16 protein-coding genes are annotated in these 21413 nt (G+C 73.2%); 3 read left to right on the top strand and 13 right to left on the bottom strand.

Going from position 1 to position 21413, the window contains the following annotated elements; genetic code table 11:
* The first annotated feature begins 193 nt into the window (after nucleotides 1-193).
* From QQX09_RS04750 to QQX09_RS04740, 3 genes are read left to right on the top strand one after another with little or no spacing between them, the layout of a single operon-like run.
* Nucleotides 194-1192: a glycosyltransferase family 2 protein gene (locus tag QQX09_RS04750; RefSeq protein ID WP_301131618.1), complete on the top strand. Its 999-nt coding sequence runs from the start codon at nucleotides 194-196 to the stop codon at nucleotides 1190-1192.
* Entirely contained in the window at nucleotides 1189-2532 is a 1344-nt protein-coding gene (locus QQX09_RS04745; protein ID WP_301131617.1) for a polysialyltransferase family glycosyltransferase, read from the top strand. The genes QQX09_RS04750 and QQX09_RS04745 overlap by 4 nt, the downstream gene beginning before the upstream one ends.
* Nucleotides 2529-4505, top strand: a complete 1977-nt coding sequence (locus QQX09_RS04740; RefSeq protein ID WP_301131616.1) for a hypothetical protein — start codon at nucleotides 2529-2531, stop codon at nucleotides 4503-4505. Before QQX09_RS04745 ends, QQX09_RS04740 begins: the two co-directional genes overlap by 4 nt.
* A gap of 55 nt (nucleotides 4506-4560) precedes the next feature.
* Here the strand turns inward: QQX09_RS04740 and QQX09_RS04735 are convergent, their stop codons facing one another.
* The 13 genes from QQX09_RS04735 to QQX09_RS04675 form a co-directional block, all read right to left on the bottom strand.
* Nucleotides 4561-6846, bottom strand: a complete 2286-nt coding sequence (locus QQX09_RS04735) for a hypothetical protein (protein ID WP_301131615.1) — start codon at nucleotides 6844-6846, stop codon at nucleotides 4561-4563.
* On the bottom strand, nucleotides 6843-7394 hold the full coding sequence (locus tag QQX09_RS04730) for a hypothetical protein (protein WP_301131614.1): 552 nt from the start codon (nucleotides 7392-7394) through the stop codon (nucleotides 6843-6845). The genes QQX09_RS04735 and QQX09_RS04730 overlap by 4 nt, the downstream gene beginning before the upstream one ends.
* A 73-nt stretch (nucleotides 7395-7467) precedes the next feature.
* Complete coding sequence (locus QQX09_RS04725) at nucleotides 7468-8709, bottom strand: polysaccharide pyruvyl transferase family protein (protein WP_301131613.1); 1242 nt, start codon at nucleotides 8707-8709, stop codon at nucleotides 7468-7470.
* On the bottom strand, nucleotides 8706-10988 hold the full coding sequence (locus QQX09_RS04720; RefSeq protein ID WP_301131612.1) for a glycosyltransferase: 2283 nt from the start codon (nucleotides 10986-10988) through the stop codon (nucleotides 8706-8708). Before QQX09_RS04720 ends, QQX09_RS04725 begins: the two co-directional genes overlap by 4 nt.
* Nucleotides 10985-12265 carry a hypothetical protein gene (locus QQX09_RS04715; protein WP_301131611.1) on the bottom strand — a complete coding sequence of 427 codons (1281 nt, stop codon included), beginning with the start codon at nucleotides 12263-12265 and terminating at the stop codon, nucleotides 10985-10987. The genes QQX09_RS04720 and QQX09_RS04715 overlap by 4 nt, the downstream gene beginning before the upstream one ends.
* A 24-nt stretch (nucleotides 12266-12289) precedes the next feature.
* On the bottom strand, nucleotides 12290-13165 hold the full coding sequence (locus tag QQX09_RS04710; protein ID WP_301131610.1) for an N-acetylneuraminate synthase family protein: 876 nt from the start codon (nucleotides 13163-13165) through the stop codon (nucleotides 12290-12292).
* Nucleotides 13166-13271: 106 nt separating this feature from the next.
* Complete coding sequence (locus QQX09_RS04705; protein WP_301131609.1) at nucleotides 13272-15413, bottom strand: hypothetical protein; 2142 nt, start codon at nucleotides 15411-15413, stop codon at nucleotides 13272-13274.
* A 3-nt stretch (nucleotides 15414-15416) separates the two neighbouring features.
* Complete coding sequence (locus QQX09_RS04700) at nucleotides 15417-16640, bottom strand: DUF6716 putative glycosyltransferase (protein WP_301131608.1); 1224 nt, start codon at nucleotides 16638-16640, stop codon at nucleotides 15417-15419.
* On the bottom strand, nucleotides 16637-17803 hold the full coding sequence (locus tag QQX09_RS04695) for an acylneuraminate cytidylyltransferase (RefSeq protein WP_301131607.1): 1167 nt from the start codon (nucleotides 17801-17803) through the stop codon (nucleotides 16637-16639). The genes QQX09_RS04700 and QQX09_RS04695 overlap by 4 nt, the downstream gene beginning before the upstream one ends.
* A 1-nt stretch (nucleotide 17804) precedes the next feature.
* Nucleotides 17805-18773, bottom strand: coding sequence for a hypothetical protein (locus QQX09_RS04690; RefSeq protein WP_301131606.1), 969 nt, complete (start codon nucleotides 18771-18773; stop codon nucleotides 17805-17807).
* Nucleotides 18770-19504: an ABC transporter ATP-binding protein gene (locus tag QQX09_RS04685; RefSeq protein ID WP_301131605.1), complete on the bottom strand. Its 735-nt coding sequence runs from the start codon at nucleotides 19502-19504 to the stop codon at nucleotides 18770-18772. Before QQX09_RS04685 ends, QQX09_RS04690 begins: the two co-directional genes overlap by 4 nt.
* Nucleotides 19497-20360: an ABC transporter permease gene (locus QQX09_RS04680; RefSeq protein WP_301131604.1), complete on the bottom strand. Its 864-nt coding sequence runs from the start codon at nucleotides 20358-20360 to the stop codon at nucleotides 19497-19499. The genes QQX09_RS04685 and QQX09_RS04680 overlap by 8 nt, the downstream gene beginning before the upstream one ends.
* 22 nt (nucleotides 20361-20382) lie before the next feature.
* Nucleotides 20383-21375: a glycosyltransferase family 2 protein gene (locus QQX09_RS04675; protein WP_436969046.1), complete on the bottom strand. Its 993-nt coding sequence runs from the start codon at nucleotides 21373-21375 to the stop codon at nucleotides 20383-20385.
* Between the last annotated feature and the right edge of the window lie 38 nt (nucleotides 21376-21413).

Below are 21413 nucleotides of genomic sequence, written 5' to 3'. Positions count from 1 at the left end.
AGGCGGTGCCCACCGGTGCGCCCGCCCGATGCGCTGCTCGTTCGTGCCGTGAGTTATGGTTGGGACAACCCGCCCGCATGACCTGCGGGACGTTCCCTGCGCCCAGATGAACCGGGTGCCTATGGGCGCCCCAGGCGCTCGCGGCCGCGGGCGAAGGGGATCACGCCTCGACGTCCACCCCACAGGAGGGCCCATGCCGTTCGACCGGTCCGTATCGGTCATCATCCCCGTCCACAACGGCGCCGACTTCATCGGCACGGCGCTGCAGTCCCTCGAACGTCAGGTCTCCGACCCGGCGCGCATGCAGGTCGTCATCATCGACGACGGCTCGACGGACCGCACCGGGGACATCGCACGGGAGTTCGGCGACCGCCTGGGTGAGATGGTGATCCTGCGCAACGAGAGCCCGCAGAGCGTGGGAACGGCACGCGTGCAGGGCCTCAAGGCCGCGGACCGCGAGTACATCGCCTTCCTCGACGCCGACGACTGGATGGCGCCCGGCCGGCTCGACCACCTCATGGCGCGGTGCGACGAGCTCGGCGTCGACTTCGTGCGCACGGACCACGTGCGCGCCTTCGAGACGGGCCAGCCTCGCGAGATCCACCGTGCGCCCGAGGGCCGCCGCGACGTGCCGATCGCCGCACGCGACGCGATCCTGCCGACCAACCATGCCTCCCTGGTCGACTACCCGTTCCCGTGGGCGGGCATCTTCCACCGGCGCCTGGTCGACGACGGCCGGCTCGCGTACGACGAGGGCCTGCACAGCTTCGAGGATCGCGTCGCGATCTGGCGCCTCGCGCTGTCGGACGCCACCGTCGCCGTGGTGGACGCGCCATGGATCGTCTACCGCCGCGACGTGGGCACGTCGCTCACCCAGGTCTTCGACAGGCGCCAGCTCGCCTTCATCGACGGCTTCGCGCTCGTGCGCGACCTGGTGATGGCACGCGACGAGGACCGGGTCTTCGAGGCCAAGGTCATCCGTCAGTTCCTCGCGATCGCGGCTCACCACGTCGCCCGCGACAGGGGCATGAGCCACGCGGACCGTCGACTGCTGCGCGCATCGATCCGCGAGTTCGCCACGACGCTCGACCGCGAGCCGCTCGCGAAGGAATGGGAGGCCATCGGGATGGCCCGCCGCTCGCAGCTCGGCCCGGCCATCCTGCCCGTGCTCAAGGAGAAGGCCTCCGCATGATCCAGCTCACCGCCGTCACGACCCTGTTCGGCGCGGCATCGGCCGCCGCCGCGATCGATGCCGGACTCCTCGGCGAGGCCGACGAGCGCGTGCTCGTCATCTCCAACAACGCCCCCATCCCCGAGGTGGTCACCTCGCTCGCGGACACCCCCGGCGCAGACGCGATCCTGTCGCGCTTCGACAGGGTGGTCGACCTGGGCGCCCTGCTGGCGCCGCAGCGGCCGTCCCATTGGAAGGTCTTCGCGATCGACGTGCCGATGCAGGAGCGCCTGATGCGCGGGTACTGGGACCTCGGCGACGCCGAGGTCGAGCTCGTGCTCGAGTCCGTGCACGTCCCGCCGGCGGCCACGCTGGCGCGCGTCTTCCACAGCTCCCGCATCACCATCCTGTCCGAGGGCCTCATGAGCTACGGACCCACGCGGGACCCGCAGTCGCACGCGTTCGGGCAGCGGATCACCGGCATGGTCTACCTCGACCTGGTGGAGGGCCTCGATCCCCTCCTGCTGTCCGAGCACGGGATCGACTATCACCCGGTCGCCCCCCAGCACTTCCGCGCGCTCATGGGCGAGGTGTGCGACGCCGCGCAGCTGCCGCGGGTCGCGGACCCGGCGCCCACCGCGCTCGTGCTCGGCCAGTACCTCGCAGCGCTCCGCCTCATCACGCCCGCGCAGGAGTCGGCGATGCAGGTGAAGATGTTCGAGGCCGCGCATGAGCTCGGCGCGACACGGGTCCTCTTCAAGCCCCACCCGTCCGCGCCCTCGACCAACACCGCCGCCCTCGTCGAGGCGGCGCAGAGGTCGGGTCTCGAGATCGAGCTGGTCGACCCGCGGCTCTCCGCCGAGGCGGTCATGGTCACCCACGACCTCGTGGGCGTGGTCGCGGGGTTCTCCACGGCGCTCGCCACCGCCGAGCGGATCTTCGACCTCCCGACACGCTGCGTCGGGACCGAGGTGATGTTCCGTTCGCTCACGACCTACGAGAACAGCAACCGCATCCCGCTGACGATCATCGACTTCCGCTCCCGCCACCGCGGCGAGGAGGACCTGCTCGAGAGGCTCCGCAGGCTCACCGTCGCCGTCGCGTTCGTGATGCAGCCCGAGACGCTGAGCGGTCGCAGGGACGAGGCGGTCGCGTACCTCGAGCAGGTCTCTCCCGAGGACCGCGCACGCTACTTCACGCAGGGCCGCATCAACCGGCTCGGGCTGCCCGGCGCGCAGCTGAAGTCGGCGGTCTCGCGCATGGCGCGCGGCGCGCTCGAGCGCGTGCCCGCGAGCGCGGCACAGCCGACCTACCAGTACCTTCGCAAGGTGCGCGCCTCCCGTGCCAAGGGCACCACGTGAGGGCCCTGCTGCCCGCGTGGGGTCGGTCGCGTCGCGAGGACTTCCCCGCACCCGTCCTGCTGCACATCGGCATCCCCAAGTCGGCGACCACCGCCGTGCAGAACGGCCTGGCCAAGTCGCGCAGGAAGCTGCGCAAGGCGGGCATCCTCTACCCGGAGCTCGACGGCCGCATCAACCACCACCACCTCGCCGTGCAGCTCATGGGGCGCCGGCACGGCGCGTGGAACCCCACGGGCGACTCCCTCGACCTGCTCGAGCGGCTCAAGCGTGATGCCTCCGCGCCGGGCGTGACACAGGTGGTGCTGAGCTCGGAGCTGCTCGCGGAGATCGACATCACCGAGGCCCGGAAGGTGCTCTCGCACCTGGGCGACGATGTCCGCATCCTCATCACCCTGCGCTCGATCCCGCAGCTGCTGCCGTCGTCGTGGCAGCAGGGTGCCTCCGCGGGGCATCAGGAGCCGTTCGAGGACTGGCTGCGGGAGGTGCTGCGGGATCCCGCGAAGCTCGACCTGCGTCCCCTCATGTCGATGCGAGGCGACGACGGCTACACGCTCATGACCCGGTGGAAGAAGCTGGTCGGGGCGAAGAACATCACGGTCCTCATCCCCGACCCGGAGGACCGCACCAGCGTGTTCGCCGAGATGGAGGAGCTCCTCGGGCTCGACCAGGGCACCCTCCGGCAGTTCTCGAGCAACACGTCGCTGTCCTTCACGCAGAGCGAGTTCACCCGGCTCACGGGAGCGGCCACGCGTCAGCACCTCACCAGCTTCGAGCGCGTCCAGCTGGTCCAGCAGGGCATGGGCAACGGGATGAAGCGCGGCACGGGCACCAAGGGCCGCCCCGCGACCCTCCCCGCGTGGGCCCTCGACGCCGCGCAGGAGGCCGGCCGCGCGCTGGCGCGCTCGGTCAAGGCGTCGCGGGCGACGGTGCTCGGCGACCTCGACGTGCTCTCGGCCGAGGCCCGCACCGGCGCGGACGAGCCGTACGCCCAGCCCACGGAGTTCCCCCTCTCGATGGTGATCGACGGCCTCGCCGGCGGCTTCCGGCGAGCCACCGAGGCACCGTTCGCCAGCGACGATGCGATGCGTCCCGTGGTGCGCGCACCCCGGGTCGAGGGGATCGGCGAGCCGCTCGCCTCCGACGCCCAGGCGGTGCCGCTCGCGTTCAGCGGCAGCGCCGGTCTCGGCCGGGTCGCGAAGGCGGCGCGCACGCGCCTCCACAGCGCCGCCGAGGGTCACGCGCTGACGCGCCTCAAGCCGGGCCGCGACCTGCGCGACGGGCCGGCCGTGGTCGCGGTCGAGCCCGCCGCGACGACCGCGTGGCGCCTCTACCAGTCCCACCTGATCGACGGGGGCGCGCAGACCTGGGCGGAGTTCGCGGCCGGCCTGAGCCTCGCTCGGGACGATGCCTGGTGGCAGGAGCGCGCCACGATGCTGCAGGCCCTCGCGGCCCGCTCCGACGCTCCCGCCGTCGTGACGGCGGACGACAACGCCGCACTGGCCGCGGCGTGCCACGCGCTCGAGGCGGCCCTGGGCGCCCCGGCGGGCGCCGTCGCGGGCCTCGCGCACGGCACGCCAGGTGTCGCGTTGCTGTCCGTGGAGCAGGCGGCCATCCTGCGCGGGTTCAACGCCGCCATCGAGGGGCACGGGCAGGAGGCCGACCGCAAGCGGCTCGTGGCGAACGGCCTGGTGTCGTCGCTCACCGCACGCGCGCCCGAGCACGGCTCCCTCCCGGCGCTTCCGCCGGAGGTCGCGGAGCAGGCACGCCTCCACGACGCGCGCATGGCCGCGCTGCTCGCCGAGGCGGGGCTCGCGGTGCCCGCGTCCCCGCCTGCCGGCGACCGCGGGCACGGCGACCCGGACGCGGTCGAGGTCGTGAGCGCCGACGACGCGGTGGCGGCAGCGGCGGGGATCATCCGTGCGGCGCGCGCCGTCTCGCAGGCCGCACGGAAGCGGGCAGCGGCACGCGCGTGACGCGACGAAGGGGAGGCGCCTGACCGGCAGCCTCCCCTTCGTCCTCGCCCCGCGATCAGCTCCGGGGGAACTCGTCCAGGGTGGTCCAGAACACCGGGATCGGCACCCCCATGCCCGAGGCCTTCTGCGAGGCCTTCAGGCGGTGGACGGTGCCGTCCGTCACGAGGAAGCGCGCGCCGCTCGGCGACAGCAGCACGCGGCCGCCCTGGGTGCCGGCCGACGGGATCGCGCGGCAGGTGGACCACTCGACGCTGCTCAGCGGCACCACCGGCTCGTACTCGGCCGCGTGCGTCGCGGAGACCGGGTAGCGCTTGCCTCCGGCGATGATGAACTGCTCGCGCAGGCAGCTGACGCCGATGGTCGCCTTGCTCGAGGCCGGCGTGTACAGCGCGAGCCGCGCGGCGTCGACGGTCTCGATCGATCCGACCTTGAGCTCCTTGGCCTGGCGCGCGTAGACCCGCCACCGCGTGGCCGCGCCGTCGATGAGCCAGCGCTGGCCGGTGTCGGCGTCCTTGACCACGCGGCCGGGCCGGAGCAGCGCGGGTCCGAGCCCGAGGTCCTCGATCACCTCGGACGGCACCGCCACGACGGTGCGGTCCAACCCGAGCGAGTTCGCGGTCTCGCGCACCTTCACACCCGCGGGGAGCGCGCGTGCGCCCGTCTCGTCGACGAGGTAGGTCGTCTTCGTGCCGACGTCGGTGAGGAAGGACGGCATCCCGGTGGACACGATCGGCAGCGACGCGATCAGCGCGTCGTCGAGCACCGTGACGGATCCCTCGGGGGCGGAGCCGCCCACGTCGATGAGCCCCGACGTGGTGAGCATGAAGGTGTCGTCGGAGGCGGCTGCACGGACGAAGCCGGAGAGCGAGGTGGCCGCGGCCGGGATCTTGAGGTCCGCGGCGGCGACCGTCACGGGGCTCGGCAGGAAGGCCGCGAGGCCTGCCTGGCTCCAGAGGAGGCCGCTCACGCGCCCGAGGCTCGCGCCGGCGCGGTAGACCACCTCGGAGCCGTCGGTGAGGGCCTCGCCATCGGCCACCATGACGTTCCGGCGCGTCGCGTCCTTAAGGATGGAGGCCGGGACGGTGACGGCCTCGGCGGAGACCGTCTCACCGCTGTCCGCGGGGGCCGCGGCGCTCGAGATCGCGTGCCGTCCGGCGCGGTTGACGTAGTACTGGGCTCCCGCTCCCGTGGTGAGCAGCGGCGTGAGGCGGGTGCCCGTTGTGAGGCGCAGCATCTCGCCGTGATCCATCTGCGGGAGGTCGGCGCAGTCGACGCCGAGCCCGTTGACCAGCTTGGAGCCGCAGCCGCCGACCTTGTGGCGTTCGCGCCCGTAGAGCACCCAGACCTCGTCGAGGCCCGTGTCGTAGACGTAGCGCGGCATCTTGCCGCGGTTCGTGTACGAGGTGAGGTACCCCTTGCTCACCGTGGCCACGGTGCCGAGGGCGGCGAGGTCCTTCGCCTTGACGGGACCCGTGAGCGCCCAGCGGCCGTCCGTGGTGAGCAGGTAGACCGTGTTCGAGGTGGCGGTCTTGACCAGCGACTGGCCGGCGGTGGTCGATCCGAACCAGTCGTTGTACATCCGCCAGAAGTTGCGGTTGCCGTACGCGGAGCAGCTGTTGCCGGTGCCGTAGAGGTTGTTCAGCGCCGCCTGGTTGGGCGTGTACGGGGTGTAGACGTACAGCGCGTGCGTGGCCTGGTTCTCGACGTAGACGTCCTTGGTGCCGCAGCTGGTCGGCACGTTGTACTGGATGGCGCTCGTCTGGCCTGCCGCGTATCGGCCGTAGTGCGAGGAGGTGGGCAGCGTGTAGCCCTTGAGCAGCGAGGCGCCGTAGTACACCTGCTGGTAGAGGCCCTGGTAGGGGGTGTTGCAGCCGCCGTCGTCGGGGCAGCCCGCGCCCATCGCGTAGGCGAAGGCGCGTGAGGACGGCGCCGTCGAGGTGACGAGCGACTGCTCCTTCTGCAGGATGGTGAGGATCGCCTTGGGCGAGATGTCGCAGGCCTTGCCGACCGCCGCGATGATCTCGCCCGCGGTGGCGTTGCTCTGCGCAGTGATCGCGTCGCAACGGTCGGTCTTCGCCTTGGCGGTGATGCGCTCCCGGTAGTTCTCGAGGCAGGTGGCGCCGGCCGCGCAGCCGGGGTTCTTGGCCGCGATGAAGCTGTCGATGGCGGCGGAGCCGAGCGCCGTGCCGTCGAAGAACAGCGCGTCGGTGATGATCATGCCGGCCTTGAAGTCGTCGCCGTCGAGCGCCTGGGCCGAGGGCGACGCGACGAGCACGCCGATCGCCGCGAGGAGCGCGGCGCCGAGCGCGAGCGCTCCGCGCTGGAGGGTGCGCGCGGTCACGGGTGCACCGCCGCGGCGGCCGCCGACTCGAGGTCGTCGCGCTGCGCATCCGTGATGCCGCCCTCGCCCGTCACGGTGCCCTGGACCACCGCATCGTCCCACAGCGCGAAGAAGGTGAGGATGGTGTCCCCGCCCATGCCCTCGAGGGGCGCCATCTCCACGACGAGGAGGGGCGCACCGCCGTCGGTGGTGCCGACCGTGTGCTCGACGGAGACGCCGTCGGCCTCCCCGAGCCCGCCATAGGTCTGCGCGAACACCTCCTCGGGGTCGACGGTGCCGAAGTCGTTCGGGGTGGAACCGGTCAGCACGTCGCCGGCGACTTCCTGCGGGCTCGCGGTCGCCGTGACCGAGGGCTCGGGCACGGCCGACGCCGAGGCCGACGGCGCGGTGGTCGCCGAGGTCTCGGCCGACGGCGTCACGGACGGCGCGGGGACGGTGGCCGACGCGGTCGGTGCGGGCTCGTCGGAGCCGGTGCAGGCCGCGAGCGCCAGGACGAGCGCCGCGGGCGCGACCGCCAGGACGAGGGGTCGGGAGTGGTGAGAACGCACCGCCCAAGGCTAAGCGGTGGGCGCACCGCCGGGTTCCGTCCGTCCTCGGTGTGTCGAGGGTCCGCGACGGCCCTCAGGCCCCGGCGCGCCCGAGCGCGGCGAATCGCGTCGCCACCGCCTCGGCGTTGGCCCGGGCCCGGCGGCGGAGGGCACGGCGGGCGCGGGCCGAGGACCGCCCCGCCGCGACCGCGTCGGCGACGAGCGCGGAGACGTCCCCCTTGCCGAAGGCCGGATGCTCGCGCGCGTCGACCGCCATGACGCGCTGCAGGCTGCGGGTCTTGTGCGAGTTCGAGCTCATGAGGACGCACGGCACCCCCGCGCCGTACGCCAGGATCGACGGGTGGTAGCGCCCGGACACGAAGGCGCTGGCGCCTGCGAGCGCGGCGCGGCCCGTGGCCAGCGGGACGCCGGGGTCGATGTAGGCGGTCCCCTCGAGGTGGAGCGCGGTGGCCAGCCAGTCGTCGATCCGGTCGGTCGCGACGAGCAGCACGCGGAACCCCTCCGACCTCAACCCGCGCACCAGCAGCTCGAGCGCGGCGATGCGGTCCTCGTCCGCGGCGCGCGGCCCCGACGCGCCCGACACGGCGATGTACGGCGCGGGATCCGCGAGGAACCGCGCGGTCGCGGGGCTCAGGCCCTCGGAGTCCGGGCCGAACGGCACGCGGGGCTGCACCGGGACCTCCGCCCACGCGAACAGCGCGTCGGGCACCCAGTCGGCCGCGATGCCCGGGAACAGGGAGCCGTGGAGCTCGAGGCTCTCGGGGTCCCTGTAGACCACGGAGTCGCAGCGGCTCAGCACGTCGCGGAGCGCGGCGACGACCACCGGGTGCGCCTGCTCCATGCCGGGCGGGATGCTCAGGATCGAGTTGAGCATGCGCACCCGGATGCCCAGCTGCAGCGCGATCTCCATGATGAGGAGGGTGCGTGCGAGGGTGGTGCGCTTGCGCGCGAGGATCGGGTCGCCCTCGCCGTTCATCCACAGCTCGTCCGCGCCCGCGAGCGTGTCGAGGAGCTCACGCTGAGGGCCGTCGAGCGGCGAGGCGATGATCGCGGCGGCCGTGTCGCGTACGGCGCGGAAGCGGATCGACGGGTCGTCGGAGCGCGGGAGCGGGGGCACGGAGCCGTGCTCGAAGGGCACCGTGTTGAAGGTGCCGTTGAGCGGCACCACGTCGGGCACCCCTGCGCTGCGCGCGACGAGCCCGGCGAGCGCCATGCTGGTGGCGCGACCTCCCCAGTTCGGCGTCGCGGAGCCGTCGTGGAAGCGCCCGATGACCACCCGTGCGGGAGCCTGCGTCCCGGCCTTGCTCCTGCTCATGCGATCGCCGCGCCGATCCGCGCGTTCGCGCCGTCGACCACCTCGCGCAGGCGTGCCTGCGCCTCGACCACCTCGGCGCGGAAGCGTGCGGGATCGTCGAGCATGGCGCCGACGACCTCGATGAGGCGCGCCGCCAGGTCCGGGTCGTCGACGTCGACACCCCACTCGAGGTGGCCGATGTCCTCGAGGAAGTAGCGCAGCTTCGCGTGCGAGATGAGGCTGACGATGGGCACGCCGATGCCGAACGGGATCATCGACGCGTGGCCTCGCATGCCGACCACCACGGCGGCACGGCCGATCGTGGCGAGCGCGTCGTCGCTGCCCGCTCCGTAGACCGCGTCCGTGCCGATGTCGACGCCTTCCTGGCGCCGCAGGTCGGCGACGATGCGCTCGTCCTCGCGGGTGTGCGCCAGGCACCGCACCTCGGCGCGGCCGTCCAGCGCGCGGACGAACGCCGCCAGGCTCGCGACGAAGTCCGCGTAGCGGTCGCCGAAGCGGCGCGCCTGCCGGTCGTACGCGACGTTGAGCAGCACGACGGGCAGGCCGGACGCCTGGCCCTGCGGCTCGATGCCGGCGAGCTGGCCGTACACGGTCGTCACGCAGGGCAGGTACTCGACCTTGGCGGCGAGCGTCTCGCCCACCACCTCGCGCACCGCCGCGACCGAGCCGTGGTTGCGCAGACCCACGAACGCGGCGTTCGACACGAGGGCACGCACGGACTCCGCGAAGCGGGTGCCGTGGAACTGCTGCCCGGGGAAGATGTTGTAGCCGACCGTGTAGACCACGAGCGGGATCGTGAGGGCCTCGAGCGCCTCGTCGGTGACGTTCCACTGCCAGCCGGAGTTGCCGTTCGGCGCGGTATCCGGCAGGAACAGCCCGCCGCCGCCCACGACGATCGCGTCGAGGTGCTCGTTGGCCCAGCGCGCGCGCTCGACGTCGAAGACCTGATGCGCGTGCATGGTCGCCCAGCGGACGGCGCCGATGCCGTCCTCGATGCTCGCTCGCACCGCGACGGGCAGCAGCACGTCTCCGTAGTTGCCGTCGCTGTCGACGTAGAACGCGACGTGGCCGATCGCCGGGCCCTGGCCTGCAGGGATCGCGCCGTCCTCGAGCCGGGTGCGCTCGACCCGCTCGAGGCGGCGGCGCGCCTGGATGTCGGCGGGGCGTGCGCGCATCGCCGCGAGCGCCGCCGCGGCGGCGGCATCGTACTCGCGGTAGGTCCATTCGAGCTGGGACAGGACCGTCGAGGCACGTGCGCTGACGGTGGGGTCGCCCTGGGCGATGGTGAGCGCGATCCGCGCGATCTCGGGACGCGAGGTCGCGACGGCGGCGACGCCGAGGTCGAGCGCGGTCTGCGCATCGGTCTCCGCGGTCGCGAGCGCCGCGGCGCGCGCCATCTGGAAGGCGCGCTCGAAGTCGCCGTCGGTGCGCGCCGCCTTGAGGCCGGCGGCGAGGTCCGCGAGGTCGGCGTCCTCGATGAGCGCGTAGTCCCGTGCCCGGCTCTCGGCGAAGGCGCGCAGCTCGACGCTGCTGCGCGGGTCGTCGCGCAGGATCCGCCAGTGGGCGAGCGGGTGCAGGGCGGCCGCGGACCACAGCGCCTCGGTGTCGTCGAAGCCGTGCTCGCCGCCGTGCCAGGGCTTGAACCGCCCCGAGTAGTGGACGATGCGTGCCTCGCCGCGCGTCAGGCCCTCGGGGGTGACGCGGCGCTTGTCGAGGTTGTACATCTCCGGCAGCTGCTCGCCGGGGGCGCCCAGCACGGCCGCGAGCACTCCGGCGTCCTCGTCGACATGCGCGTAGGCTCCGCTGGCGCGGACGTCCTGCAGGGCGCGACGCTGCTCGTCCGAGATCTCGCGCGGGGCGAGCACCAGCACCCCGCGTCGCGGATGCGCCTGGTCCCGGCCGCGCATCACGGCGGCATAGGGTCCGGCGGCGGTGAGGAGATCGGCGAGGTCGCCCAGCACCAGGACGTCGGCGTCGAGCACGACCACCCGGTCGTAGTCGTCGAGCTGCGCCGCCGCGAGCGACGCCATGACGTGCTCGGCGCGATGCGTGTGGGCGGCGTAGGTGGAGAGACGCATGGTGTCCGCCTCGGGCAGCCGCGTCGCGCGGATCCGTGGGTGGAACAGGCCCAGGCGGTCGAGGTCGGCCGGCTCGAGGTCGTCGTGGAGCACCACGACGTCCGCGTCGACGGACGGGTTGGCCCTGACGAGCGATGCCAGCGCCACCTCGAGCCCGGGGAGGTACTCACGGCTGCCGGTGAGGACGAAGGCGGCGGTCATCGGTTCCTCTCCAGGCGGACCGTCCGGTCCTTCGTCGTTCCGGCCTCGTGCAGCCACTCCGCGAGGTCGGCGGGCACGGTCGCCTCGTCGGCCGGGAGCGTCACGGTGAGCGACTCGCCCAACCGAAGCGCGTCGAGCGCGCGGATGACGGCGTACGCGACCGACCCGTCGGTGCGACCGTGCAGGGCGACGGCGAGGGGCGCCCGCAGACCGACGCCGACGAGGCGGGGCTGGGCGCCCGGGACGACGGACTCGGCGATCGCGGCGTGCCACTCGTCGTCGTTGGCGGACACCACCCACCGCGCATCGGCGGGGGTGTCCCAGCCGGAGCGTGCGGTCGCGCCCGTCACCCTGATCACGGGCGCGGCGCCGTCGACGCCGTCCGAGGGCTCGAACCGGCGGTCGTCGAAGACGACGAGGGCGCGGGCGGCACCGTCCGGGGCGGGGACGGGCGGCTCGGCGCCGTCGAGCACCGCGTGGATCGCGCGCCCGGCGAGGTGGTCGCGGAGCTCCGCGATCTCCATGACCTCGAGGGCGAGCACATCGGCGTCGCTCCAGCGGAGCTCCTGCTCCGCGACGGCGAGCTCGCGGTGCGCCCGCGCGACATCGAGGGCGTCGCACGCGCCGGGAAGCCCGAGCAGGGTCCGCGTCTCGATCGCCTGCGCGGCGCGGACCACGGTGGCCTCGGGCCGTGGCGGCGCCGGCGGCAGGTCGAGGTCGGGCGCGGCGGCGCCGACGGCACCGTCGAGCGCTGCGAGCGCCGTCGCGACGCGAGCCCCGGCGTCCGGGTCGTCGTGGCCGCGCGCGACGGCGGCCTCGGTGAGGAGCCCATCGGCGTGAAGCGCGGCGGCAAGGTAGCTCCACGCCACGCGCGAACCCGGGTCCGTGCGCGTCACCTCGCCTGCGACGAGGATGGCGAGGTCGGTCTCGCCCGCCACCCGCGCATCGCGCGCGAGGTCGAGGGCGGCCCGCTTCTCCTTGGAGGCGCCGGACCGCACCAGCGGCTCGGTGCCCGCGGCGACTCCCTCGCGGCCCGCTCGGAGCGCGAGCGCGCCCGCGAGCGCGTTCACCGAGCGCAGCAGGCGGCGGGACTGCAGCGAGCGCGAGTAGGTGTGCTCGGCCGCGGTGGCGCTGGCCTCCGCGAGGGCGTCCCACCACCGTGAGCTCTCCTCACGGTGGTGGGCGCCGGTACGCGCAGACGGGTCGGGTATCGCGGCCCGGATGCCCGGGACGCCGCGAAGCACGCGCGCGGCGAGCGCGCGAGGACCGCCCTTCATCGTGACGTGGACCTGGGGTGTGCGTCAGCCGTCGACGCGGCGGAGCTTGCTCAGCGGGGCGAGCTCGCCGGGGAACACCTTCTTGACGCCGTCACCCATGGCCTGCTCGATGATGCGGATGTCGCGGCACAGGTTGATGAAGCCCTTGGGCTCCAGCGACGCGGCGTGGTCCGAGCCCCACATGGTGCGGTCGAGCGTGATGTGACGCTCCACGGCCACGGCGCCGAGCGCGACGGCGGCGATCGAGATCTGCAGGCCCGGCTCGTGACCCGAGTAGCCCACGGGCACGCCGTAGCGGTCCTTGAGGGTCTGGATCATGCGGAGGTTGGCCTCCTCCGGGGGCAGCGGGTAGGTCGACGTGGCGTGGAGGATGATGAGGTTCTCCTTGCCCAGGGTCTCCACCGCGGTGTCGATCTGCTCGATGGTCGACATGCCGGTCGACAGGATGACGGGCTTGCCCGTCGCGGCGATCTTGCGCAGCATGCCCAGGTCCGTGACCGAGGCCGAGGCGATCTTGTACGCGACGGTGTCCATCGACTCGAGGAAGTCGACGCTCGGCTCGTCCCACGGGGAGGCGTACCAGACGACGCCCTTCTCCTTGCAGTACGCGTCGATCTCCGCGTACTCGGCCTGCTCGAACTCGACCTTGTAGCGGTACTCGAGGTACGTCATGGTGCCCCAGGGCGTCTCGCGCGGGGTCGACTTCATGTGCTCGGGCGTCGCGATGTCCGGCGTGCGCTTCTGGAACTTGACCGCCTGGGCGCCCGCCTCGACGGCGACGTCGATGAGCTTCTTCGCGATCTCGACCGAACCGTTGTGGTTCAGGCCGATCTCCGCGATCACGTAGGTCGGGTGACCGTCACCGACGACAATGTCGCCGATCTGCACCGCATCCGTCACTTCAACACCTCTGATTCTCGTGTGCCGCGTCGGCACCTGATGGGTTTCCGCCAACTGTCCCGGCAAGTCTAACCGCGAAAATCGGGACACCGGCTCGTGGCGTCTCCTACCGCCAGCCCCACCGTCTCATGGGAAGCGGAGCCATGCCCGGCGTGAGCTCGGGGTCGAAGCCCGACGCGACGGCGTAGGCGCCCGCGATGGCGGTCGTGGCGGTCTCGAACGGCACCGGCGCCGCGTCATCCACGCCCGGTGCCGGCGCCTCGGCTGGCGCCTCGGTCGCCGCATCGGGAGCGATCGGCGCCGCGTCGTCGGGAGCGATCGGCGCCGCGTCGTCGTCGTGCGCCCAGGCCGCGACTTCCGACACGTCGACACCTCGTGCCTCGAGCGCGTCGAGGGCGCGGGCGCGGGCCGCGAGATAGGGCGCGACGGCATCGGGTGGCGCCACCGGTACGGCCGCGGAGGGTCGCCGGCCGCGCAACGCGGCCATGGACCCGTCGAGCAGCACGTGGGCGATGCCGAAGAGGTTCGCGTCCGTGCCGTGGTGGTGCCGGCTCGCGGCGCGCAGCAGCCCGGCCTCGACGGTGTCGATCCTGCGCGTGGTCGGCGCAGGCGCGGCGACCACGCGCACGGTGCGGACGGCCGCGTGGCCGCGGAGCGCGTCGACGAGCTCGACCATGCGTGCGGGATCCGGCAGGCAGGCCCGGGGGTCGAGCGCACCGTCGGCGGCGTCGGAGAGCCACCGGTCGAGGTCGAGGTCCACCCCGAGCAGCAGCGCCCTCTCCCACGCGCGCCCGATGAGGGCGGTCAGGCCGGGCAGCTCGATGTCGACATCGATCGGGCCCTCGAGCCCCTCGAGCGCCGCGAGCGCGGACGCGGGGCTCCACGTCACGCCCCAGGCGGCACCGATCGCGACCGTCGCATCGCCGCGGACCTGGCACAGCGGCGCGGCGGCTCCGTCGGCGCCGGACATCTCCTGCCAGCGCGTGAGGCGCGCGCACCGCCACGCCTCGTCCGCCGCCACGCCCTCGTCGCGCAGGCGTCCGTACAGGTCGTGGTCCGCGAACACGGCGATCCGGCTCGCCGTCACGGGGGCCGGGGACGCGTCCGGCGCGATCTCCGAGGGGAGCGGGCCGACGTCCGGGTCGTCCGCCGGGCCGGCCTCGGCGTACAGCACCCCGTTGCCCGTCGCCCTCGACGCGACGCCGGCGAGAGCGAGCGCGACGGTGTCGCCGTGCACCGAGCCCCGGTGAGGGCCGGCCGGGGCGGCGGAGGCCGCCGGGGGCGGGCTGCCCGCGTCGACGGGCCGACCTCCGTCGGCGTAGCGGTCGAGGTCGCCGATCTCGATGACGCCGAGCGCTCGCGCCCGGGCGACGCCCTCGCGCGCGACCGCGAGGATCGCGTCGCGGTACGCGTCGGGGACGCGCAGCGATCCCTCCTCGCGCTCGGGGCGACGGCCCGCCTGGATGCTCGCGACCATGCCGTTGCGGATGTACGGGTAGTAGTCGTCGGGAGCCTGGTCGGTGAGCGCGTTCACCGCGCGCAGCAGCTCGGCCTCCTCGATCGAGAGGCCGCGGTTCGACGCGTAGCCGTCTCCCGACGGCGAGACGAAGGTGCCGCGCTTCAGCCCGAGGAGCCGCTCGAAGCTCTCGAAGAGGAGGCCGGGCCGGTCCTTGTCGAGGGTGACGACGACGATCGGGTGCTTCGGGAACGCCTCGCGCCACGTCGCGACCAGCTCGCCGAGGTCGTGGCGGCGCCAGAACTGGGGCGTGGTCTCCGAGGTGCGGTCGCCGCGGAACACGTCCTCGAGCCAGTCGACGAACGCGACGCTGCGACGCTCCTTGACGAACTGCTGCCAGATCGACGGCACCATCTCGAGCAGGGGTCGGATCGTGATGACGATCTGGGTGTCGGCGCCCAGCGACGCCGCCATGCGCTCGAGGTCCCGGGGCCGCGACGAGGCGAGGTGCTCGGCGCTGATGAAGGCGCGCCGAGGCGCGCGCGCGACCTCGTCCACGAGGGCGTCCCAGCGGCGCTCCGCGGGGCTGTCACCCTTGAGCGGCCGCTTCGGCGCCCAGATGGTCTCGGTGAGCTGCTTGTGGTTGCCGCCCTTGCCGGGGTAGGTCACGCCCTGCTCGGCGAGGCGCGGCCGTTCGGCGCGTGCGGCTCGCTGGATGACCGTGGTGGCCGACTTGTGCATGCCGATGTGGACGAGCACGCGCGCCCGGAACTTCTGCCGACGGAGGAACACGGTTCAACCCTCCCTTCCGGCACCGGCGGGTGGCAAGCCGCGCCGCGCGCGCCGCCATGCGTCGATCGCCGTCGAGGCGTGACGCAACGGGGTCGGGTCGGCCGGGCCGAGCGCGACGCGGCGGCGGCGCAGTCGGACCGCCAGCGACGCGCGGGACCGCGTGCCGGACTCGCGGCGGTGCCGGCTCGTGCCGAGCTCCTCGACGCGCTCGATCCAGTCGTCGTCCGCGCCCGGGTGCAGGTAGCCGCGCGCCATCCACTCCGGATCGGGTCGCTTGAAGCCGCCCGCGCGCAGGTCGTCGAGCGAGCCGAGCAGGCCCGAGCCGAGGAACGCGGTGGTGAGCGTCTCCTCCCCGACGCCGAAGTCGGCGAGGCACAGGGTCGGCACGCCGGCGGCCACGGCCTCGAGCGCCGCGGTCGAGCTCACGGTGACGAAGCCGATCGCACCGGGAAGATGGTCGGCCATCGGGCCCGTCGCGACCGTCAGGTTGACCGGGACGTCCGCCACCTCGGCGAGGAGGGCCTCGTAGGGCAGGTCGTCGCGATGCGTCTGGGCCTCGCCGGGCGTGCCACGCACCTTGATGACCACGGTGAGGTCGGGGCGGGCGCGGGCGAGGTCGACGAGCGCGGCGAGCAGCCGTGCCCGGTCCGCGCGGGACGCCGGCACCAGCGCCTGCGGCGCGAACACCACGCTGCGCGCGCCGTCGCTCGGGGCGTCGGCACCCTCGATGGCGAGGGAGGCGAGGCCGGTCGCGCGCAGGTCGCCGCGCGGCAGCTCGCGCTCGACCGCGTCGCGCTCGACGTGGGAGTGCACCACCATGAGGTCGACGCCGCGCCGCAGCGTGAGGCCGAGCTCGGTGGGCGGCAGCCAGACGCCGGGGATGCCGGCGACGATCACGCCCGCGCGGCACGTGCCGCGCAGCTCGTCCTCGAGCAGCAGCGCGATGAGGTCGCCGCGGCATGCGAGGACCAGCACGTCGGGCGCGTCCGCGGCGTCGGGCCCCACCCGACGCGCCAGCTCCGTCAGGCCGATGCGGGCGGGCGGGTCCACGCGGCCCGCGACGGCCGCGTCGACCTGCGCCGCGCTCGGCGTCACCGCGGACTCGACCACGAGGATCTCGCAGTCCCAGCGGTCGCGCGCCTCGAGCAGGCGCGTGACGGCCCACTTCAGCGACGAGTCCGCGTCGGCCACGAACAGCGCCGTCGGACGGTGCCGTGGTGTGGTCACGCCGGCGCGCTCCAGCGGGGACCGCGCAGGATGGCCTCGGCGAGCTCGCGAAGCGCGCCGCTGCCGCCGGGCGCGGTGAGCGTGAGCCGCGCGTGCTCGCGGACCTCGGGACGCGCCTCGGGCACCACGACCGGCCACCCGACCAGGTCGAGGCATTCGATGTCGTTGACGTCGTTGCCGACGTAGGCCACGCGCGCCGGGTCGAGACCATGCGCGTCGCACCAGGCGGTGAGCGCCGGAGCCTTGGCATCCACGCCGTGCTGCACCTCGACGCCGAGCTTGCGCGCACGCGCCGCGACCACGGGGTTCCGCTCCTTCGACAGGATCAGCATCGGCACGCCCGCGTGGCGGAGGCGTCCGATGCCCATGCCGTCGGCACGGCTGACGCGCACCGATTCGACGCCGTCCTGGTCGACGGTGACGTGGTCGTCGGTGTGGACGCCGTCGAAGTCCATGACGAGCGCGTCCACGTCGATGGCCGCCGCATCCTCGTGGGTGGCGGGCGCGAGCGCGCGGGCGAACGCGAGCTCGGCGGGCGTGTCGATCTCGACGGCGCTCGACTCCGGCACCTCCTCGATCCCGACGCGGCCGAAGAACCGGAAGCGACGCTCGAGGAAGCCCTGTGTGCGCATGACGTAGAAGGCGCCGGTCTCCTGGAAATGCGGCTCGCGGTCCTGCCGCCGGGGCCGGAACGAGTGGTCGTGGTTGACGCCCTCCGCACCAGCGTCGGCGCGGCGCCACAGGAACGCGTAGGTCTCGAACGCCGAGAAGACGACGTCGTCGTCGCCGCGCAGGACGCGCGCGGCGGCGCGCTCGAGCGCGGGGCTGTCGATGAACGGGCTGGTCGCCTGGAGGAACGCGACGGCGTCGGGAAGTCCCGCGGCGGCCTCGATCTCGCCGATGGCGTGCAGCAGCGCATCCTCGGAGGTCGCCGTGTCGGACGCGAGCTCCGCGGGCCTGTCGATGACGATCGCGCCGTGCTCGCGGGCCACGCGGGCGATCTCGGCGTCGTCGGTCGACACGTACGCCGCGGTGATGCTGGGCGCGGCGAGCGCTGCCCGGATCGCGCGGCCGATGAGCGGGACGCCGCCGACGCGCGCGACGTTCTTGCCGGGGACCCCCTTCGATCCGCCTCGTGCAGGGATGATGGCGACGGCGCTCAAGTCAGGCCTCCTCGGTGGGTGCGGGGTCGGTGATGGTGAGGGCGGCGAGCGTGGAGCGCAGCGGCCCGTCGGCGCGCCCGGTCCACCATGCATCGGGGATCGGCGTCACGGTGAGCGTCGCGTGGTCGCGCAGCACCCGTGCAAGCGTGGCACCCGTGCTCGACGGCAGCGAGGTGACGGTCCGCACGCCGGCATCGGCGCCCAGGACGATCTCCGCGGGCAGGCCGGAGTCGACGACGTCGAGGCCGGCGGCGCGGACGACGTCGAGCCACGCGGGCGTCTCGCGGCGGTGAGGGAGGTACGCGGCTCCGGCGCCGTGCGCCAGCACCCAGCGGCCGTAGGCGTCGTCGTCGATGTAGCCGTCGACCGCGAGCGCCGAGCCCAGCACCACGGTGGGCGGCAGCGTCGCGGGCGCCGCCACGGCGAGCGTCCTCAGCCAGGAGTACCGGTTGGGGACCATGCGGGCGCCGGGGACGGCGGGCATGGCCGGGTGGTCGGCGTACGCGGTCATCAGCGTGACGCGTCCCGCGCGGGCGGCGTCGCGGAGGCGACGGCCGCTGACGCGTCCGAGCGCGCGCTGGTGCAGGGGCTCGCGCTGGCCCATGCGGGAGAAGCCCTGGGTTCCCGCGAGCACCGCCGCGAGGTGGAGCGCGGCGGAGCCGTCGTCGACCACCACGAGATCGCCGACCGCGCGCGAGGCGAGCACCGCGCGCACCTGGCCCGAGAACGCGTCGCCGACGAGCCGGTGGGTCGCCCCCGCGAACCGCGGGTCCGTGGCGGCCGCGGCATCGTCGAACCGCACGTGCGCGGGCAGGTGCGGCTCGAGCCACGCGGCGGTGTCCGCCAGCTGCGCCACGCCGCGGCGCAGCAGGATGAGCGTGTCCTCGTCCGTGCTCGCCGCCGCCTCGAGGGCGTTGATGAGCTGGAGCGGGGACTCCACCCAGCCCACGCGCCGAACGGACGGGGTCAAGTCGACTTCTTGTACTCGCGGATGACGTCTTCCGGGTCGCCATCCATCTTCAGCGTGCCGTGATCGATCCAGATGACCCGCGTGCAGGTCTCCTTGATCGAGCGCATCGAGTGGCTCACGAGGAACACCGTGCCGGCCTGCTCGCGCAGGTCGCGGATCCGCTGCTCGCTCTTCTCGCGGAACTCCTTGTCGCCGACCGCGAGGGCCTCGTCGACCAGCAGGATCTGGTGGTTGCGCGAGATGGCGATGGAGAAGCGCAGGCGCGCGGCCATGCCGGACGAGTAGGCCTGCATCGGCAGGTCCATGAACTCGCGGATGCCGGAGAACTCGACGATGCTGTCGTAGCGCTCCTCGACCTCCTCGGGCGTCATGCCGAGCGCGAGGCCGCCGAGGATGACGTTCTTCTCGCCGGTGAGGTCGCTGAGGAGGGCGGCGTTCACGCCGAGCAGCGAGGGCCGCGACGAGGCGTACACGGCACCCTTGACGGGCTGCTGGAGACCGGCGACGGCACGCATGAGGGTCGACTTGCCGGACCCGTTGTGGCCGATGACCCCGATCGACTCGCCCTCGTAGGCGGTGAAGGACACGCCCTTGAGCGCGTGCACCACGCGCACGCCGCGCTGCCTGCTGAGCAGCGAGCGGCGGTCCTTGGCGGCCTTGCCCGAGGCGAAGATCTTGTAGTCGACGTGGAGGTTGTCGACCACCACGGTCGGCGTCTGCTGGTCAGTCACGCCCGTAACGCTCCTCGGCACTCCAGAAGAACACGATGCCCCCGATGAAGACCCCGATCCCGCCCACGATCCCGGTCACCAGGATGAGGGTGTTGAACTCCTGACCGTCGAGCACCATCGCGCGCACCATCTGGATGTAGTCGTGCACCGGGTTGAGCTGCGCGACCGTCAGCATCCACGGCGGGTTGTCCGCGAGCACCAGCTCGAGCGAGTAGAAGATCCCGGTCATGTAGAGGATGAGGCGCGTGATGATCGGCACGATCTGCGTGAAGTCCCGCAGATGGACGGTGAGGCGTGCGGCGATGAGCGCGATGCCGGCGTTGAACAGCATCATGAAGAACAGCACGGCCGGGACCAGCAGCCACGACCACGACGGGTACTCGCCGTAGCCCACCAGGATGAACGCGAGCACCACCATCATGGGGACGAGCTCGTACAGGTTGCGGATCACCGCCGAGACGGGCAGAAGCATGCGCGGGAAGCCGAGGCTGCGCACCAGCGAGGCGTTGCCCGTGATGGAGCGCGCGCCCTGGCTGAAGCTCTGCGCGAAGAACTGGAACACGAAGAACCCGGTCACGAGGAACGGGATGAAGTTCAGGCCGGCGCGCGAGCCGCGGTCCATGATGAGCCCGAACACGAACCCGTAGACGGCGGCCTGGAGCAGCGGGCTGAGGACCACCCAGCCGAGGCCGAGCCGGTTCTGCGACAGCTGCGCCTCGATGCGGTACTTGGCGAGCCGCGTCGCGAAGTGGCGGCGCTCCCACATCTCACGCAGGTACGCGTGCAGCGGCGGCCTGGCACCTACGCGCTGCAGTCCCGCCTCACGCGCGAGTGCGGCGTAGTCGATCTCGGTCACACGTCTCCTCGGGGTGAAAGCCTCAACGTCCTGCGAAGGCGTTGTGCCCCCTGCTCGGCATGAGGATACCCGCCGCGCAACCGACGCCCCAAGACAGGTGCATGGTCGGGAGCACGCCGAGCAGGCGCACCCGTACCGCCGTCGGGACGTCCGCGCGCAGCGCGGTGATCGCCACCCAGGCCGGGTAGACCACGTACGGGAGGGCGCCGAGCGCCGCGAGGACGATGCCGACGGCGCCTCCCGCCACGGCGCCTGCGACGACCATCGCGGCGCCCGCGACGAGCGCCGCCAACAGGGCGGGCGGCACGAAGTACCGCAGGGGCACGCGTCCGCCGAGCCGCCGGATGATCTCGCCGCGCCAGCGTCCCGACGCGTGGAACTGCTTGGCGAGCGCCTTCACCGAGGACCGGGGCCGGTACACGACGTCGAGCGCGGGCTCGAACCACACCAGGCCGCCGCGCGCCATGAGGCGACGGTTGAGGTCCCAGTCCTCGCCCCGCGACAGCGTCTCGTCGAAGCCGCCGATCGCCAGCACGGCGGCGCGGTCGAACACGCCCAGGTAGGCGGACTCCGCGGGACCCGCCTCGCCGCCGGTGTGATAGACGGCACCGCCGAGCCCGCCCGGCGAGTTGTAGCCCCACGCGACGGCCTGCTCGTAGGGGGTGCGGCCCTCGGCGTGCATCCGTCCGCCCAGGTTGACGGCCCCGGCCGCGCGCAGCGAACGTACCGCGGTGGCGGCGTAGCCGTCGGGCAGCACCGAGTGCGCGTCGACGCGGATCACCACGGGGAAGCGCGCCTCCGCGATGCCGATGTTCATCGACTGGCTGATGGCGTTCTGGGGGTTGTGGAGCACCCGAATCTCGGCGTGGAGCGCGGCGAGGCCGGCGACCACCTCGTCGGTGCGGTCGGTCGACGCGCCCAGCACGAGGAGGATCTCCCGCTCGTCGAGGCCGTCCTGTGCGAGCACGCTCGCGACGGCCGCCGCGATGTAGTGCTCCTCGTTGAGGACGGGCATGACGAAGGACGCGCGCAGCGGCGCGTCCCTCTTCGCGT

The organism is Demequina litoralis (assembly GCF_030418455.1).
Lineage (GTDB): Bacteria > Actinomycetota > Actinomycetes > Actinomycetales > Demequinaceae > Demequina > Demequina litoralis.
The sequence above is the reverse complement of the archived record's forward strand: the minus strand, read 5'-3'. Positions and strand labels throughout refer to the sequence as shown.

Excerpts from the sequence above, each read along its gene's own strand:
- QQX09_RS04750 (WP_301131618.1), top strand. The coding sequence starts at position 194 with ATGCCGTTCGACCGGTCCGTATCGGTCATCATCCCCGTCCACAACGGC.
- QQX09_RS04745 (WP_301131617.1), top strand. The coding sequence starts at position 1,189 with ATGATCCAGCTCACCGCCGTCACGACCCTGTTCGGCGCGGCATCGGCC.
- QQX09_RS04725 (WP_301131613.1), bottom strand. The coding sequence starts at position 8,709 with ATGAGCAGGAGCAAGGCCGGGACGCAGGCTCCCGCACGGGTGGTCATC.
- QQX09_RS04720 (WP_301131612.1), bottom strand. The coding sequence starts at position 10,988 with ATGACCGCCGCCTTCGTCCTCACCGGCAGCCGTGAGTACCTCCCCGGG.
- QQX09_RS04715 (WP_301131611.1), bottom strand. The coding sequence starts at position 12,265 with ATGAAGGGCGGTCCTCGCGCGCTCGCCGCGCGCGTGCTTCGCGGCGTC.
- QQX09_RS04675 (WP_436969046.1), bottom strand. The coding sequence starts at position 21,375 with ATGCCCGTCCTCAACGAGGAGCACTACATCGCGGCGGCCGTCGCGAGC.